Source organism: Psychrobacillus sp. FJAT-21963 (assembly GCF_001420585.1).
Classification (GTDB): domain Bacteria; phylum Bacillota; class Bacilli; order Bacillales_A; family Planococcaceae; genus Psychrobacillus.
In genome coordinates this window covers 60,039-77,747 of record NZ_LJIY01000014.1, presented here as the reverse complement: position 1 = coordinate 77,747, position 17,709 = coordinate 60,039, and the positions used below count along the sequence as shown (strand labels likewise).

Below are 17,709 nucleotides of genomic sequence, written 5' to 3'. Positions count from 1 at the left end.
TATCCCCCTCCTATTGCGTCGCAAGTTCCATAATTGTTTCTTGTGTCGCTTCCTCCTTAGTCAGTTCTCCTTTAATTGCTCCGTCCGCCATGACATATATTCGATCACTCATTCCTAATACTTCACCAAGTTCAGAGGAAATCATGATTATGCTCATACCTTCTTGAATGAGCTTATTCATAATCGAATAAATTTCAAATTTCGCTCCGACATCAATTCCTCGTGTCGGTTCATCTAATATTAAAATCCTAGGTCCAGTAAACAACCATTTTCCAAGTGATACTTTTTGTTGATTTCCACCACTTAATTTGCCGACTACTTGTTCTAATGAGCTTGCTTTAATATACAAGGAGTCTTTGTATTCGTTCCCAACCTTCACTTCTTCGTTTAAATTGAGAACCCCCTTTGAAGAAATACCTGTTAGATGAGCTACAGAGACATTGCTCTTAATATCCTGTAATAAAAACAATCCATCACCTTTTCGATCCTCCGTTACATACGCAATGCCAGCCTTAATAGCATCACTTGTATGCTTAAAGCCCTTCTGTTCTCCTTGAATAGTTAAACTTCCTTGTAGTTTATAGTTTTTTGGATTTCCAAATATACTAATTGAAAGTTCTGTCCGACCTGAACCCATAAGGCCAGCAATACCAATAATCTCTCCTTTTTTAAGGTGAAGATTAACGTTTTTCACAACATTTCTCCCTAGCTGGGTATCATATGCCGTCCAATTGTTCAATTCGAGTACTGTTTCTCCAATTTTCATATCTGGACGTTTAGGGTAAATATCTTCGATGTCGCGGCCTACCATGTTTTTTATTATGATATTTTCTGCAACTTCCCCTTTACTTGCATCCAGCGTACATATTGTCTTTCCATCTCGAATAACAGTTACTTTATCAGCAATTTTGATAACTTCCTTCAGCTTATGCGATATCATAATGCAACTAATACCTTGGCTTTTTAACTCTTTTAAAAGGTCTAAAAGATTCTCACTATCATCTTCATTCAGTGCTGCTGTTGGTTCATCTAAAATTAGCAAACTCACATCTTTACTTAAAGCTTTGGCTATTTCGACGAGCTGTTGTTTACCTACACCTAGTTCCTTAATAAGTGTTTCTGGTGTTACTTTCAGGTTTACCTTTTTTAATAACTGCGTTGCTTGGACGATTGTTTGATTCCAATCTACGAAAGGACCCTTCTTTACTTCGTTACCTGCAAAAATATTTTCATAGACTGTCAAATCCGGAAAAAGCGCTAGTTCCTGATAAATGATGCCAATACCAGCCTTTACACTATCGTTAATCTCATGGAATTTTAGAACTTCATTATTAAAAACGATATCACCGTCGTATGCACCATATGGATAGACTCCACTCAACACCTTCATAAGTGTTGATTTCCCTGCACCATTTTCTCCGACCAAACAGTGAATCTCTCCTTTTTTCACCTTGAAATTCACATTCGAAAGGGCTTTGACTCCGGGAAATTCTTTAGATATGTCATTCATCTCTAAAATATAATTGCTCATTCTATCGCCTCCTAACCAATCAAAATAAAATAAGAGAAATAGTGATAGATACTACTATCACTATTTTTCCTTTTCTATATGATATCTTTACTCTAAACCTGTGAATTCACTTGCTTCATAGTATTCAGAATCGATAAGTTCTGATTTTACGTTATCTTTATCTACAACGATAACGTCTGTTTGTTTCGCTTTAACGTCTACCGCACCATTATTATATGAACCTGTTGTTTCTGGTGTTTTACCATCTAAGATATCTACTGCCATACCCATCGCATCTTTTACTAATGTACGAACATCTTTGAAAACCGTCATCGATTGTTTTTCATCGATAATGTATTGAATTGAGGCTTTCTCTGCATCTTGCCCAGTTACAAAGTAATTAGTAATTGCACTGTCAGAGGCAAATACGTCTGCGATTGAACGAGCTGTCCCATCATTCGGAGCTAGAATTGCAACATCCCCTTTTACATCATCGCCAGCTGCAGTTAAGTGAGTTTGTGCTTTGTTTTTTGCTTCGTTTGCATCCCAGTTCGTTGTTATTTGACCAATAATTTTTCCAAGTTGGTCGCGTGATAGATCTGCTGACTCTTTTAATGCTTCTGCTTCACTTGAGTTGGCAATTTTAAAAGTACCATCTGCTACTTTCGGTTGAAGTACTTTCCATGCTCCTTCGAAGAATAAAAATGCGTTATTATCGGAAGCTGCTCCTGCATATAAGTAAAGCGGAACATTAGTACCTTCAGCATTGTCTACTAAGTACTGAGCTTGTGCAGCACCTACTGCTAAACTATCAAATGTTACATAGTAATCCACTGCATCTGTGTCTGTAATTAAGCGGTCATAAGCAATAACAGTAACACCCTCTTTTTTCGCCGCTTCTACAGCAGACGCTGCAGCTGCACCGTCATGAGGAGTGATGATTAATACTTTGATCCCTTTATTTAATAAAGCTTCCACATTTTCTTTCTCTTTAGCTGATGACCCTTGGCTAAATAGAATTTCCGTTGAATAATCTGAATCTGCTAGAGCATCTTTAAAACGTTGCTCATCTTGTACCCAGCGAGGTTCGTCCTTTGTAGGTAATACGATACCTACATCTACTGAAGAACCACCTCCACTGTTGTTACATCCTGCAATGAATAATACGAACGCCATCAAGATTATTAAAAAAGTTACTCCATTGAATTTCTTGAACATTTTTTTACCCCTCTCCCTTTGAAAAAAATGATTACAATTAAATTATAAATTGAGAACATTTATATGAAAGCGCATTCATTAGCATTCTTTTAGCTTTACCTATACTTTTTTAACCTTTTGGAAAAAAACATTATTATTCCTAGAGGAACTCTTCATCAAATAAAAAAACACCCCTTCATGAGAAATATTTTAGAAGAAATGCAAAAAAGCGATTTACTCTAGATAGAGCAAATCGCCAATTTCAAAAAATATTAATTTTTTTGCATTTTCATTCCTTCAATTAAATCAAGCAAACGTTGTTTAGCATCATCAGTTTCTTCCTTCAACGCCTTAAAATCATAGCCTGATTTTTCTTTATTGAAATGTATTTCCAATAAGTCTCCTACTTTTGCATTAATCGTAAACTTATCTTTTAAAATGACGAGTTTGTTTGCTTTATTATCTTTTTCAAAAAGCACAACAAAAAAATCATCAAATCGATCGACCACGTATTTATTTTCACACACTTAAAACAGCCCCTTGACCAAAATTAAATTAAAATTAAATGTAGTTATATAATTTTTTCATGAATAGTAGGAAATTCGTTCAATATTATCATTCTATACTATATACTACTCAATTTTCATCTTATTTTGTTTACTTTTTCATTTTTTTAATAATTTCATGACTATTTGTCTATTAATGGGGAATAATAAAAAATGAATATAGAAAAAAAAAGGAGGATATGTAGTGAAAAATAATAAAACGAATACTTCCAACAACAACTCTAAAGACGACAAAAGTATAAGTGAAAATTTTACAGAACCACAAAAGTTAAATGACGAGGAAAAGGAAAAACTTCAAGTAAAAGATGGTCAAAATAATCATCATGTTGATGAACGCGGTGGTTTTTAATTGAAAAAAGCTACTTCCCTTGATATATAGGGAAGTAGCTTTTTTCATTTTAAATAAACTTGATCATTTTATAATTTTTCTTTCCTCGGCGAATAATCATGAATTCATCTTCAAGACGATCCTTTTCCCCAACTTCATATGTTACATCCGTAACTTTTTCTCCATTAACAGAAATAGCCCCGTTAGCAACGTCTTCCCTAGCTTGCCTTTTCGAAGGCGAGACAGTAGCTTCCACGATGAAATCTACAATGTTCTTCGAATCTTTTGTCATTTCAACGGAAGGTACATCTTTAAATGCATCCTTCATTTCTCCAGCTGTCAACTCTTTTAAATTCCCGCTAAATAACGCTTGGGAAATACGGATTGCTTGATCCAAAGCTTCTTGACCATGGATAAGTCGAGTCATTTCTTCAGCAAGTTTCATTTGTCCTTTGCGTAAATGTGGCTCATTTTCCACAGTTTCTTGGTAACTTTCAATTTCACTTCGTTCTAAGAAAGTAAAAATTTTCATGTATTTGATCACATCTGCATCTGCAGTATTAATCCAAAATTGGTAGAATTCATATGGAGATGTCTTTTTCGCATCTAACCAAACAGAACCAGAAGCTGATTTTCCAAATTTCGTTCCATCCGCCTTAGTTACTAATGGAATTGTTATTCCGTATGCTTTTGTTTCTTCCTCATGCGTTTTACGAATCATCTCAAGACCAGTTGTAATATTACCCCATTGGTCAGAACCACCAACCTGCACTTTACAATTATATGTGTTGAATAAATGATTGAAGTCGATTCCTTGTATTAATGTGTATGCGAACTCAGTAAAAGAAAGCCCTGAATCTAAACGAGAGGCAATAGAATCCTTTGCTAACATATAGTTGATGTTGACAAGCTTTCCGAAGTCTCTTAAAAATTCAATTACTGTCATCGGTCCAATCCAATCATGATTGTTAACCATTTTAGCACCATTATCAGCATTAAAATCAAAAATGCGCTCCATTTGCGTTTTGATTCCTTTTACATTTTTATCAATTTGTTCAGTTGTTTGCAAAACACGCTCTTCTGAACGTCCTGATGGATCTCCCACCATTCCTGTTGCTCCACCTACTAATAAGATTGGGCGATGTCCATGCATTTGAAAACGACGTAAAGTCAGTAAGGGCACGATATGCCCGATATGCATACTATCTGCAGTTGGATCGACACCACAGTAAAGTGAAATTTTTTCGCTATCTAATAAACTTTCTAAGCCTTCTGCATCTGTCTGCTGATAAATAAGACCTCTCCATGTTAAATCCTCTAATAATGCATTTGTCATAATAAGTTCCTCCTTTTTAAAATAAAAAAGTCCCTGCACGAAATAAATCATGCAGGGACGCTTATTTATAATAGCGCGGTACCACCCAGCTTGAAGGAAAATCCTTCCGCTTCAATCACGATATCGTTGTGAATACGTCTAACTCCAAGACTGTAATTCATCATTGAACACTGACTAGCTTTCACCAACCGCTAGCTCTCTATACAGTATGTGCAACAACTACTTCGGACTTTTCATCGTTAAAATATATAACTATTTTACCTAAACTAAAACGGTTGTCAATAACTATCGTCTAATGAATAACGATTATGGTATAATAATTCTTGATTTGGGGGTTGAAATGTTAATGGATAAATGGATAGAGAAAATCCAATTTTATAAAGATAAATTTGATGAATGGCAGTCTACTAAATGGGCAAAAGGCTTGCGTATCTCATCTAGTGTTATTTGGAACTTAAGCTTACTCTTTTTAATTGTCTGCATCACTTTAGGTGTATTTGCAGCATCGGTAGGTGCGGGTTACTTTGCATCTCTAGTTAAAGAGGAGCCATTACGCGAAAAGAAAGAAATGAGAGCAGCAGTATTTAACTATGAAGAGACTTCCGAAATATATTTTGCCGGAGATGTCTATTTAGGTAAATTACGTACAGATCTTGAACGGACAGAAACTAAATTATCAGCAGTTTCACCATATGTTTTAGATGCTGTTCTAGCTACGGAAGATGAATATTTTGAAGTACATAATGGAATTGTACCAAAAGCAATTTTCCGAGGATTACTACAGGATGTTACAAACTCTGATACACAAACAGGTGGATCTACTTTAACTCAACAGTTAATTAAAAACCAAATACTAACAAATGAAGTTTCCTATGAACGAAAAGCTAAGGAAATATTACTGGCTATGCGTTTGGAACACTTTATGACGAAAGACGAAATCTTAGAAGCTTATTTGAACATTATTCCTTACGGCAGAAATGCAAACGGAAGAAATATTGCTGGAATCGAAACAGCTGCTCAAGGAATTTTTAATGTCAAAGCAAAGGACTTAAATTTACCTCAGGCTGCTTATATAGCAGGTATTCCCCAAGCACCATTTGCATATACACCATTTAGAAAAGGTGGTGTATTAAAAGAAGGAGAAGCATTAAAACCTGGAATCGAACGTATGAAGACTGTTTTGTTTCGAATGAAAGAAACTGGTTATATTTCCGAGGAAGAATATAATTCTGCTATTAATTACGATATTACAAAGGATTTTAGACAGCCCGAAATTGTACCAGAAGATAAATACCCATGGCTAACTTTTGAGATAGAAAACCGTGTAAAAGCAATTCTTCGAGAACAGTTTGCTTCAGCAGATGGGATAGACCCTGAAAGATTAAAATCGGAGTCAAAACTATACGATAAATATGATATCATAGCAGCACGTGCCGTAAGTACTGGCGGTTATAGAATTCACACAACTATTAATAAAGATATGTACGAGGCAATGATTCAAGTAAAAGATCAGTTTGATACTTATGGACATACATTCACAAAAGAAGTAAAAGATCCAAATACAGGAGAAACCATTACTCAAGATTATCCTGTACAAGTTGGAAGTATGCTAATTGAAAATGGTACAGGTAGAATTTTATCGTTCCTTGGAGGTCGTGATTATAATTTAGAACAATTAAATCACGCAACACAAGCCGTTCGTCCAATAGGTTCTACTATGAAGCCATTATTAGTGTATGCACCAGCTATTGAATATGGAGTAATTGGCGCTGGAAGTCCAGTTGTCGATGTTAAATTAGAGAATCTAGGAAGTACAACTTGGACTAAATCTCCTCAGAACTATACGAAAGAACAAGAGTTAGGGATTATTTCAGCTCGTGATGCTTTAAAAACATCTCAAAACTTATCAACTATTCGTTTATATGATTTGATCATGGACAGAAAGCCTACTGATTTCTTATACAAAATGGGCTTCGAGCATATTGAAGAAAACGAATACGCCAATCATGCATTATCTATCGGCGGTATGACAAATGGTGCAACTGTTGAAGAAAATACGAATGCATTTGGAACATTTGCTAATAATGGACAGTTTATTGATGCTTATATGATTGAAAAAATTGAAGACGTAGATGGGAATATCATTTACCAACATAAGACTGAACCTGTTCAAGTATTTAGCCCAGCTACTTCTTATATTATTACCGATATGCTTCGTGATGTTTTATCGGATGGAACTGCAAAACTTGCAAAATCTAGATTAAAATTCCAATCAGATTTTGCTGCAAAAACTGGAACTACTCAAGATCATAATGACTCATGGCTAGTTGGATATAACCCAAATGTTTCTCTAGGTGTATGGCTTGGTTACGATTACAATGAAACCCTATTCTATATGAATAATCGTTATAATCATCCAAGTGTTCGAATAAACATGCTTTGGTCAAATATGATGAATGCTATGTATGATGTAAATCCGGACTTAGTAGATGCACCAAATCCTTTTCCGGTTCCTAAGGGTGTAGTGACTAGATCCTTCTGTGGTATATCTGGACTTGCAGTATCTGATGGATGTAGCAAAGCAGGATTAGTGAAGTCAGATTTATTTAATGCGGCTGCTATGTTACCTACTGCTTCCGATGACAGTCTAATCACATCATCCTATGTTGTGATTAATGGCAATAAATATCGTTCATTAGATTCAACTCCTAGTGAATTTGTTGTACAGGGCGGATACGGAGTAAACGAACAGTTTATTAAACGGATGCTAGGCAAATTCGGTGGAAATGCTAGCAAACTATTCCCAGAGAAATCTAGTTTTGCTGGTAATGTTGTTTCAGAAGAAGTATTCCAAGCTGATGGAAGTCCACCAGCAGCAGTAACAGCAACTCTTTCAGGAAATACAATTACTTGGACTGACGCTGCTTCACCTGATGTTGTAGGATACAGAGTTTACCAAGTTGTAAATGGAAATAGAGTACTTGCTGCTACTAAACTAGAAGCAGAAAATAAGAGCTTTGTTATTAATGGTAGTGGTCAATATATCATTGTTTCTGTTGATATAACAGGTTTGCAATCAGGCGCTTCGAATATCGTATCAATCGAAGAGAAGACACCAGATCCACCTGAACAAGTAATTCCTCCTACTGCTCCTGAAGAGGGTTCAGAGGAAGTAATTATTGAACCAACCCCTCCTGAAACTGGTGAGACAACTACACCGGTAGAGGGTGAAGAATCAGGTACACCATAAAAAAAATATCTTCTGATTTTAGCGTTTATCGCATTGAAAGAAACGAAAAATACAATATTACGAAGTATTTAGAGAAGAAGGAAGTGAATTCAGTCACTTCCTTCCTCTCTTTTTTTTTATTTATAATACTGTTGCTAATGCGTAGCGTGTGACAAGCGCACATCCGCCTTTCTGTTTCTAAGTACAAATTATATACATAGACTTAAAATATTTTTCACCAACTATAGGCATTCACGCTGGCCGCACGTCCGCATGAGCCGCTTTATGCGCTAGCGCATTTCGCTGTCTCATTCGGCACGTCATGCGGCTGGCAAGGCGTGAATGCCAGTGTATTCTCTTAATAATGATTTATGTAGATTCTATTATATGTTCAGCTATCACTCTTTTTATTGAAATGTACTGTATCATCAGATATTTCAAGGATGTCGACTCATCCTGCGGAGGCTCATGCATAGAGTGCGACAAGCGCATATCCGTTTTTCTACTCTTGAAGGGTTTAATTATGATAAGAAAAAAGCCACAGCTTCCTGATACTACAGGTCGCTGCGGCTTTTCTTAATCTTCCATTGTTGACAAATCACCAGTTGGTAATTTTAATTCCCAAGCTTTTAATACACGACGCATAATTTTACCACTACGCGTTTTTGGTAACTTGTCCTTGAACTCAATTTCTCTAGGTGCCGCATGTGCAGCAAGTCCTTTTTTAACAAACTGCTGAATATCTGCGATGAGTTCTTCTGATGGTTCATATCCTTCATTTAAAGCGACAAATGCTTTAATAATTTCACCGCGAACAGGATCTGGAATTCCGATTACTCCTGCCTCCAAAATAGCCGGGTGCTCAATTAATTTACTTTCTACTTCAAATGGACCTACTCGTTCACCAGAGGTCATAATCACATCGTCCACTCTTCCTTGGAACCAGAAGTAACCCTCTTCATCCATATAGGCAGAATCCCCTGAGAAATACCACTCGTCATTTATAAAGTAAGATTCATATTTTTCTTTATTGTTCCAAACTTGACGCATCATGGATGGCCATCCTTTTTTAATTGCCAAATTACCCATTGTATAAGGAGGAACAATATTCCCTTGATTGTCAATGATGGCAGCTTCTAAACCAGGTAATGGTTTCCCCATTGAACCAGGTTTAATCGGTAGACAAGCGAAGTTACAAATAACCTGAGCACCTGTTTCGGTCATCCACCAAGTGTCATGAATTCTTTTATTAAACACTTGCATTCCCCATTTAATTACTTCCGGATTCAATGGTTCTCCAACAGATAGAATATGTCGAAGAGAGCTTAAATCATGCTCTTTTACTATTGCATCTCCTGCTCCCATTAGCATGCGGAATGCTGTTGGCGCACTATACCAAACTGTTACTCCATATTGTTCTATCGCATTGTACCACGCATCTGGAGAAAAACGTCCTCCAAGAATTAAGAAAGTAGTTCCAGTTAGCCAAGGTCCAAAGATTCCATAGGATGTACCTGTAACCCAGCCAGGATCTGCAGTACACCAATAAATGTCATCCTCTCTAATGTCCATTACCCATTTCATCGATTGATACTGTTGTACCATCGCATAATGTACATGTAATATACCTTTTGGTTTTCCAGTAGAACCAGAAGTATAATGTAAAATTAGTCCATCTTCTTTATCAACCCACTCTATTTCAAATGAATCGGATGCACCTTCTAATGCTTTATTAAAGTCGATAAATTTTTCGGTTTCCTCTACTGCTTCCCCTACTAGAAAGACTGTTTCTAAGTTAGGTAATTTATCTAGAGGTATTCTTTCAAGCAGTTCGGGAGTAGTAACAATTGCTTTTGCTTCACTATCTAGCAATCGGTCGTATACTGCACCTTCCATAAATGCTTCGAAAAGTGGTCCAACGATGACGCCCATTTTAATTCCACCAAGTAACGCAAAATATAATTCGGGTGATCTAGGCATAAAAATGAAAAGACGATCCCCTTTTCGAAGGTTAGAATATTTTTTGTAAACGTTTGCAGCTTTGTTGCTTTGATTCTTCATATCAAGAAATGTATAGGATTCTTTTCTATTCGCATCTTGATAATAAAGAGCTACTTTTTCTTTTTTATCAGATTCTGCATGTCTATCGATGGCTTCATAGGCCATATTCACTTTACCTGTTTGTTTCCATGAAAAGTTTTTCTCTGCATCTTCCCATTGAAAAGTCTTTACAGTTTGTTCATAATCTTTTAATTGATAATCCCCTTCTAAAACTGGTAAAACTTCTATTTTCATCCTCTTCACCCTTTCGATAAATATACTCTTCTATTCTACAATACTTTTTTCTATTTTTGCTAATGTTTTGAATGTTTTATTATATTTCTTTTTCACTACACCTTCTCACTTTAAAATAAGGTATAATGTTTGTAAATTGCATTTATTTATTTAGGTGGTGAATTTGTGATACACAATAAAAAGTATAATGCTACGGAATTAGAAACAAAGCATGGTACTGTTACTATCGAAGGACCGATATCTTCAGACATTATTGCTGAATTAGAATTCCATGAGGATCTTGTATCTTTTAGAGCTCCTGCTCAACAACACAAAGCCCTCATCGAAATTGCTAAGCTACCAGAAGGAAGAATTATTATTGTTCGAGATGAAAATATCATTGTTGGATACTGTACATTTCTATACCCCGACCCACTTGAACGTTGGTCCCAAGGTAATATGAAAAATTTAATAGAATTAGGGGCAATCGAAGTTATTCCGAAATTTCGAGGAACAGGAGTTGGAAAAACACTTCTCCGTGTTTCAATGATGGATGATGCAATGGAAGACTATATTACAATCACGACCGAATATTATTGGCATTGGGATTTAAAAGGAACGGGCTTGAATGTATGGGAATATCGAAAAGTTATGGAAAAAATGATGCAAGCTGGTGGACTCGAATATTTTGCCACAGATGATCCAGAAATTAGTTCTCACCCTGCCAATTGCTTAATGGCTAAAATAGGTAGCAGAGTGGACAATGAATCTATTCAGCAATTTGATCAGTTACGCTTTATGAATCGTTTTATGTATTAAAGGTGAAGCGATACAGATAGAAAAGGAGTTCATTCTAATGTTAGTAGAAGAAATTATGAATACATCAGTTCCAACATTAACCCCTTCACATACGATCAACGATGCAATCACGCTATTAAAAGTAAAAAAAATACGTCACTTACCTATCATAAACAAAGACCGAGAAGTAGTTGGAGTGGTAACGGACAGAGATTTAAAGGAAGCAACCCCTTCCACTCTTCAAAGCGTTCTTCATAATGATATATATGAACGTCCATTAGAAGAAATTATGACTAAGAACCCCATTACCGGTCATCCTTTAGACTTTGTCGAAGAGACAGCTAGTATTTTTTATGATAATAGAATTGGGTGTCTGCCAATTGTCAGTAAAGGTAAATTAGTAGGGATGATTACCGAATCTGACTTATTGTATAAGTTTATTGAACTAACTGGAGTTCATCAACCCGGTTCTCAAATCGAAGTCCGTGTACCGAACAGACCAGGGGTATTATTTGAGGTTTCAAAAATTTTCTACGAGCAGAAGTTAAATGTATTAAGCGTTCTTGTATATCCCGATAAAGTGCATAATGATCATAAAATATTAGTATTGCGTGTAAAAACCATGAATCCTCTAAAGCTTATTGAAGCGATTAAAGCAGAAGGATTTGAGGTATTATGGCCAAACCATCCAGGAATGAACGTATGAAGAAAAATGCCGTTTTTATCTTTTCAGAAAATCAGTTAGGCTATAAATTTTCTGACACGCATCCATTTAACCAAAAACGATTAACATTAACTGTTGATTTATTAAAAGAAATGAATGCGTTATCATTATCGGATATAGTCGCACCAAGAACTGCAACGGAGGAAGAATTAAGCTTAATACACGACACCCAATATATTGATATTGTTAAAAAAGCAAGCTTAGAGACTGGTGACACAAGTATTTATGAAAGCTATGGGATTGGCACTGAAGATACACCAATCTTTCCCCATATGCATGAAGCTAGTGCCAGTTTAGTAGGTGGAACGCTAACTGCCGTAGATTATGTGATGGAAGGTAAAGCATCACATGCCCTCAATCTAGGCGGTGGACTTCATCATGGTTTTAAAGGACGGGCATCGGGTTTCTGTATTTATAATGATAGCTCAGTTGCCATTAAATATATGCAGGAAAAATATAATGCTCGTGTACTGTATATTGACACAGACGCCCACCATGGGGACGGTGTTCAATGGAGTTTTTACGATGATCCTAATGTATGCACTATTTCAATTCATGAAACGGGAAGATATTTATTCCCCGGTACAGGTAATATTACAGAAAGAGGTTCTGGAGAAGGGTATGGTACTTCCTTTAATTTTCCTATAGATGCTTTTACAGAGGATGATTCATTTTTAGAGGTTTATCGTACAGCTCTTAGCGAGATTATAGAATCATTTAAACCAGATGTTATTTTAAGTCAAAATGGCGCTGATGCGCATTATTTTGACCCTTTAACACATTTGTATGGTTCAATGAAGATATATCGAGAAATTCCTAAACTTGCTCATGAGTTGGCGCATAAGTATTGTGACGGAAAATGGATTGCAGTCGGTGGTGGTGGTTATGATATTTGGAGAGTAGTTCCACGTGCATGGTCATTGCTTTGGATGGAAATGAATGACTTTAAAACACCCGAAGGAGAACTACCGAAAGCCTGGCTCGAACGTTGGTCTAAGGAATCTCCTATCCCCCTTATACCAACATGGATGGATCCTAATCCGTTATTTGAACCGATTCCTCGAAAAGCGGAGATAACAGAGAAAAATAAACAAATGTTAGACAAGGCGTTATTTTTATTACGTCAACAGAGTTCATACAAAAAACACCAGTAGCCTAAACGGTTCTGGTGTTTTAATATTATGCAATTACATTCACTTTCTTGATACTAAATAGATTATTTAACAGAATCTCTTTCTTCAATACGATATGGAAGAACTACTGTATGTTCATCTATTTTTTCTTTATTCATAAACTTTGTTAATAGTCTCATGGAAACTGCTCCAATGTCGTATAAAGGTAATACAACACTCGTAAGTTCCGGTCTTACCATACGAGCTAATTTGGAATTTTCAAAGCTGATTACTTCAATGTCTTCTGGCACTTTTAATCCACTGTCTTGTGCCCCATGGATCAATCCGATTGCTATTTCATCATTACCTGCAAAAAATGCAGTCGGAGGGTTTTTTAATTTACTTAGTTCTTCCCAAGCTAGAAGACCGTCGTCATATGTATTTTCGACGCCAACAATTAGATCTGTATCTAATTCGATACCAGCTGCATCAAGCGCCTTTTCGTAGCCAGAAAGTTTATATAGTCGATTAATCGTCGAAGATATAGAGCCCGATACAAAAGCAATTCGTTTATGTCCGTTTTGTAGTAAACGATTGACTGCATCAATTGCTGCTTCATGGTATTCAATATTAACAGAAGGAAATGCATTAGTCGTTTCAATTGTGCCTGCTAAAACGATAGGCACTTGAGATCTTTCCATCTCATGTAGCATGTCATTTGTTACTTGGTCACTCATCATAACTATTCCATCTACTTGTTTACTGAACAAAGTGGATAAAAGCTGTACTTCTTTATCTTCTTGTTGATCGGAATTCGTTAAAATAATATTATATCGGTACATCGTTGCAATATCTTCTATACCACGCACAAGTTCAGCATAAAATACATTTGAAATATCCGGGATAATTACCCCAACTGTTTTTGTTTTTTTACTTGCTAAACCTCTTGCAACTGCATTTGGACGATAATCTAATCGTTCTATCACTGCTAAAACTTTTTGACGAGTTGCCGGTTTTACATTTTGGTTCCCATTTACTACACGTGAAACGGTTGCCATCGACACATTTGCTTCTCTCGCTACATCATATATAGTAATAGTCAATGCATACCCCTCCTTCACTACTCTGAATAATTATACTTTAAATAATACTTCATTTCCTATGTAACTTTCAATCAAATAGTAAAACCGACCCTAAAAAGAGTCGGTTTTGTGGCATTTCTCTGTCAAAACTAATGATTTTCTAATTATGCATGCACTTCATGAGTTTTCATGAATTTTTGCAGGGAGTCATAGAATTCATCAAATTGTTGTAAATTCATTTGTTGAGCTGCATCCGATAATGCAACAGCTGGATCAGGATGAACCTCAGCCATAACACCGTCAGCACCGATAGCAATAGCGGCTTTAGCAGCAGGTAACAAAATATCTCTTCGTCCAGTTGAGTGGGTTACATCCACAAATACCGGTAAATGTGTTTCTTGCTTTAAAATAGGAACAGCTGAAATATCTAATGTATTTCTTGTCGCTCTTTCGTAAGTACGAATGCCTCGTTCACATAAAATGATTTGGTCATTTCCTTGAGACATAATGTATTCAGCGGCATGAATGAATTCATCTAATGTAGCTGCGATACCACGTTTTAGTAATACCGGTTTGTTAATAGAACCAACTGCTTTTAATAATTCAAAGTTTTGCATGTTACGAGCGCCTACTTGCACAACATCAACGTAGTCAAGCGCTTCTTCTAAGTGGCTAGGGGTAACAATTTCTGATACGACAGCTAGACCATATTCTTGGGAAATTTGTTTTAATATTTTTAAACCTTCTAATCCAAGTCCTTGGAAATCGTATGGTGACGTACGTGGCTTGTATGCCCCACCTCTGATTAACTTTAACCCTTTTGATTGAATTGCAGCTGCTACTTCAGCAACTTGCGTATAAGATTCAACCGCACAAGGACCAAATACAAAAGATGGTGCTCCAGTTCCAATTTTCTCACCATTGATCTCAACAATTGTATCAGTTGATTTCTTTTTACGTGAAACAAGAAGTGCTTTCTTTTGATCATCCACTTGCAATTCTAGAGCTGTTTTAAAAATTTCCTTAAAAATATGCTCAACAGTTGACTGTGGTAGTGGCCCAGAATTATTCTCTTTTAAGTGATCTAACATGTGTCGTTCACGAAGAGGATCGTATCTGTTTACACCTTGTTTTTCTTTTACTCTTCCAATCTCTTGTACTACTCCTGCTCTTTCGTTAATTAACTGTAGGATTTCTACGTTAATCTCATCTACACGTGCGCGTAATCCATCTAAATCTACATGACTCATGATACTTCTCCTCTCTTTCTCTTCATCGACACTTTATATCGCCTGAAAATTATGATACATTTTTAGTTATAAGACTTATTATAATCAATGCTTGCGAGAATGTCACGCTTTTTATTTTAGCGCTTCAACTCGCTAAAGTATTTGTCTGAAAAGGACGTGGGAAATTGTTACCTAAATTATTTGCACTCGATATTGGAACGAGATCTGTAGTTGGAATTATTTTAGAAGAACGAGACCAATCATTTCATGTTGTAGATATTTTAGTTGAGGAGCATAAAGAACGTGCAATGGTGGATGGTCAAATACATAATGTATTGAAAGTAGCAGAAGCAATTAACACGATAAAAACAAAATTAGAAGAAAAACATGGTCCACTTAAAAAAGTTAGTGTGGCAGCTGCTGGGAGAGCTTTAAAAACAGAACAAGCGTCTGTCCAAATGGATATTAAAAATCGACCAATATTTTCTGAAGAAGACATTAGTCGTTTGGAGCTTTCCGCCGTTCAAAAAGCACAAACAAATTTAGTACAAAAAGATATCGATAAGCAGTCTAGTCATTATTATTGTGTAGGATATAGTGTATTATACTATCGATTGGATGGAGAAGAAATTGGAAGCTTAGTGGATCAGCAAGGAACTGAAGCATCCATTGAAGTAATTGCTACATTTTTACCACGGGTAGTTGTAGAGTCGTTGTTATCTGCATTAAAACGTGCAGATTTAGAAATGGAAGCATTAACACTTGAACCGATAGCGGCCATAAATGTTCTAATTCCTTCATCAATGAGACGTTTAAATGTAGCATTAGTCGATATAGGTGCAGGAACTTCGGATATCGCTATAACAGATCATGGAACAGTAGTAGCTTATGGAATGGTTCCAATAGCTGGAGATGAAATAACAGAAGCATTAAGTGATCATTATTTATTAGATTTTCCTTTTGCTGAGGAATCAAAAAGATCAATTAATCAAAACGAGTGTATACATATTAAAGATATTTTAGGTTTTGACCAGGAAATACCTAAGGACGAAGTAATTGATGTTCTTCGACCAGCAACGCAAGTGTTAGCGGCTGCTATTTCTTCGGAAATATTACGATTGAACAATAATAAGCCAACGAAAGCAGTAATGCTAGTCGGTGGAGGCAGTTTGACTCCTGAACTTACAACTATACTTGCAGAAGAATTGAACTTGCCAGAAAATCGAGTAGCTGTACGAGGAATCGATGCTATTCAAAACTTAACTAAGGAAGAACATATTCCGGTAACTCCAGAGCTAGTTACTCCTATCGGTATAGCCATTGCCGCTAAGCGTGCGCCAATACAATACATGTCTATTGAAGTAAACAAACAAATAGTACGTCTTTTCGAATTGAAGGAAATGACAGTTGGAGACGCTTTTCTTGCAGCAAATATTTCTGCAAGAAAATTATATGGAAAACCGGGAGCTGCCCTTGCTGTTCAAGTAAATGGACAAGATATTTATATTCCTGGAGAACATGGAAAGCCAGCAATTATTCATCTAAATGGACAAGAAGCAAACACGAAAACAATCATTCAAAGCAATGACCGTATTGAGCTATTGGAAGGCCAAGATGGAAGACCAGGAGAAGCTACTGTTCGTGACCTTCTAGATGATGCATCCGTTAAAACTGTTACCTTCCAAGGGGTTATGCATATTGTGGAGCCTATAGTGCGAGTAAATGGAGAAAAGGTCACTCTGGATACACCATTGAAAGAAAGGGACAAGGTTATTGTTGAAACTCCACAAACCGTTGAACAAGTATTACTAGCTATTCAAAAAGGAAGCTATCTTACACAGCTAAAACCTTATACGATTACAATAAATGAAAAGAATCACTATATACCTGATTTTACTTCTCATATCCTATTAAATGAAAATCCAGTGAAACTGCAATACCCAGTCCAAGATAATGACAACATACAAATAAAAATTGTTAGCGCCCCTTCCCTTCAAGAGATTGCTAATAAACTAGATAAAAGTTTAGATAATCGAATAAAAGTTATTTTTCAAAACGAGGAAATAGAATTGTATAAAGAGTGTGCTATTGTTACCTCAGGTGATATTAAACTTACCTCACAGGACATCATTCCAAATGAATCTATTCTTCTATGGCAAGAAATAAATACATCTCCTTGGATCTTTCAAGATGTATTTCGTTTCTCCAATTGGACTTTACCAGATGTAGCTAGTTCATTTCAAATATTGAAAAATGGGCAAACATCTGGTTTCGACGAAGAAATATTTGGTGGAGACCATTTAGAAATAATATTTAATAATTAA

The 17,709-nt window shown here is 36.1% G+C and carries 13 protein-coding genes and 1 other annotated feature; of the genes, 6 read left to right on the top strand and 7 right to left on the bottom strand.

Features of this window, described 5'->3' with window-relative positions:
• Positions 1–10: 10 nt before the first annotated feature.
• The 3 genes from AN959_RS18615 to AN959_RS18605 form a co-directional block, all read right to left on the bottom strand.
• Positions 11–1,531, bottom strand: coding sequence for a sugar ABC transporter ATP-binding protein (locus AN959_RS18615; protein WP_056832964.1), 1,521 nt, complete (start codon positions 1,529–1,531; stop codon positions 11–13).
• Between the two features lie 87 nt (positions 1,532–1,618).
• A complete protein-coding gene (locus AN959_RS18610; RefSeq protein WP_371256584.1) occupies positions 1,619–2,686 on the bottom strand; it encodes a sugar ABC transporter substrate-binding protein in 1,068 nt (355 codons plus the stop codon).
• Between the two features lie 293 nt (positions 2,687–2,979).
• Positions 2,980–3,234 carry a DUF3006 domain-containing protein gene (locus AN959_RS18605; protein ID WP_056832960.1) on the bottom strand — a complete coding sequence of 85 codons (255 nt, stop codon included), beginning with the start codon at positions 3,232–3,234 and terminating at the stop codon, positions 2,980–2,982.
• Positions 3,235–3,457: 223 nt separating this feature from the next.
• On the opposite strand from AN959_RS18605, the gene AN959_RS21170 reads away from it, so the two are divergent.
• On the top strand, positions 3,458–3,622 hold the full coding sequence (locus AN959_RS21170; protein ID WP_156316730.1) for a hypothetical protein: 165 nt from the start codon (positions 3,458–3,460) through the stop codon (positions 3,620–3,622).
• 49 nt (positions 3,623–3,671) lie between these two features.
• On the opposite strand, the gene tyrS is transcribed toward AN959_RS21170, so the two are convergent.
• Entirely contained in the window at positions 3,672–4,937 is a 1,266-nt protein-coding gene (gene tyrS / locus AN959_RS18600) for a tyrosine--tRNA ligase (RefSeq protein ID WP_056832959.1), read from the bottom strand.
• Positions 4,938–4,987: 50 nt separating this feature from the next.
• Positions 4,988–5,183 (bottom strand) — a binding site (T-box leader).
• A 100-nt stretch (positions 5,184–5,283) separates the two neighbouring features.
• On the opposite strand from tyrS, the gene AN959_RS18595 reads away from it, so the two are divergent.
• On the top strand, positions 5,284–8,187 hold the full coding sequence (locus AN959_RS18595; RefSeq protein ID WP_056833074.1) for a transglycosylase domain-containing protein: 2,904 nt from the start codon (positions 5,284–5,286) through the stop codon (positions 8,185–8,187).
• Between the two features lie 555 nt (positions 8,188–8,742).
• Here the strand turns inward: AN959_RS18595 and acsA are convergent.
• Positions 8,743–10,461, bottom strand: coding sequence for an acetate--CoA ligase (gene acsA / locus AN959_RS18590; protein ID WP_056832957.1), 1,719 nt, complete (start codon positions 10,459–10,461; stop codon positions 8,743–8,745).
• Between the two features lie 165 nt (positions 10,462–10,626).
• Here acsA and AN959_RS18585 point away from each other — a divergent pair, with 165 nt between their 5' ends.
• The 3 genes from AN959_RS18585 to AN959_RS18575 are packed head-to-tail and all read left to right on the top strand — an operon-like array spanning position 10,627 to position 13,116.
• Entirely contained in the window at positions 10,627–11,259 is a 633-nt protein-coding gene (locus tag AN959_RS18585; protein ID WP_056832955.1) for a GNAT family N-acetyltransferase, read from the top strand.
• 37 nt (positions 11,260–11,296) lie between these two features.
• Positions 11,297–11,944, top strand: a complete 648-nt coding sequence (locus AN959_RS18580; RefSeq protein WP_056832953.1) for an acetoin utilization AcuB family protein — start codon at positions 11,297–11,299, stop codon at positions 11,942–11,944.
• The gene (locus AN959_RS18575) at positions 11,914–13,116 is read left to right on the top strand and encodes an acetoin utilization protein AcuC (RefSeq protein ID WP_056832951.1); all 1,203 of its coding nucleotides are present in this window, start codon (positions 11,914–11,916) and stop codon (positions 13,114–13,116) included. The genes AN959_RS18580 and AN959_RS18575 overlap by 31 nt, the downstream gene beginning before the upstream one ends.
• A 62-nt stretch (positions 13,117–13,178) precedes the next feature.
• On the opposite strand, the gene ccpA is transcribed toward AN959_RS18575, so the two are convergent.
• Complete coding sequence (gene ccpA, locus AN959_RS18570; protein WP_056832949.1) at positions 13,179–14,177, bottom strand: catabolite control protein A; 999 nt, start codon at positions 14,175–14,177, stop codon at positions 13,179–13,181.
• A 143-nt stretch (positions 14,178–14,320) separates the two neighbouring features.
• Positions 14,321–15,406 carry a bifunctional 3-deoxy-7-phosphoheptulonate synthase/chorismate mutase gene (locus tag AN959_RS18565; protein ID WP_053588593.1) on the bottom strand — a complete coding sequence of 362 codons (1,086 nt, stop codon included), beginning with the start codon at positions 15,404–15,406 and terminating at the stop codon, positions 14,321–14,323.
• A gap of 164 nt (positions 15,407–15,570) precedes the next feature.
• Between AN959_RS18565 and AN959_RS18560 the strand changes: the two genes are divergently transcribed.
• Complete coding sequence (locus AN959_RS18560) at positions 15,571–17,709, top strand: cell division protein FtsA (protein WP_056832946.1); 2,139 nt, start codon at positions 15,571–15,573, stop codon at positions 17,707–17,709.

Excerpts from the sequence above, each read along its gene's own strand:
- AN959_RS18575 (WP_056832951.1), top strand. The coding sequence starts at position 11,914 with ATGGCCAAACCATCCAGGAATGAACGTATGAAGAAAAATGCCGTTTTT.
- AN959_RS18580 (WP_056832953.1), top strand. The coding sequence starts at position 11,297 with ATGTTAGTAGAAGAAATTATGAATACATCAGTTCCAACATTAACCCCT.
- AN959_RS18565 (WP_053588593.1), bottom strand. The coding sequence starts at position 15,406 with ATGAGTCATGTAGATTTAGATGGATTACGCGCACGTGTAGATGAGATT.
- AN959_RS18595 (WP_056833074.1), top strand. The coding sequence starts at position 5,284 with ATGGATAAATGGATAGAGAAAATCCAATTTTATAAAGATAAATTTGAT.
- acsA (WP_056832957.1), bottom strand. The coding sequence starts at position 10,461 with ATGAAAATAGAAGTTTTACCAGTTTTAGAAGGGGATTATCAATTAAAA.
- tyrS (WP_056832959.1), bottom strand. The coding sequence starts at position 4,937 with ATGACAAATGCATTATTAGAGGATTTAACATGGAGAGGTCTTATTTAT.
- AN959_RS18615 (WP_056832964.1), bottom strand. The coding sequence starts at position 1,531 with ATGAGCAATTATATTTTAGAGATGAATGACATATCTAAAGAATTTCCC.
- AN959_RS18610 (WP_371256584.1), bottom strand. The coding sequence starts at position 2,686 with ATGGCGTTCGTATTATTCATTGCAGGATGTAACAACAGTGGAGGTGGT.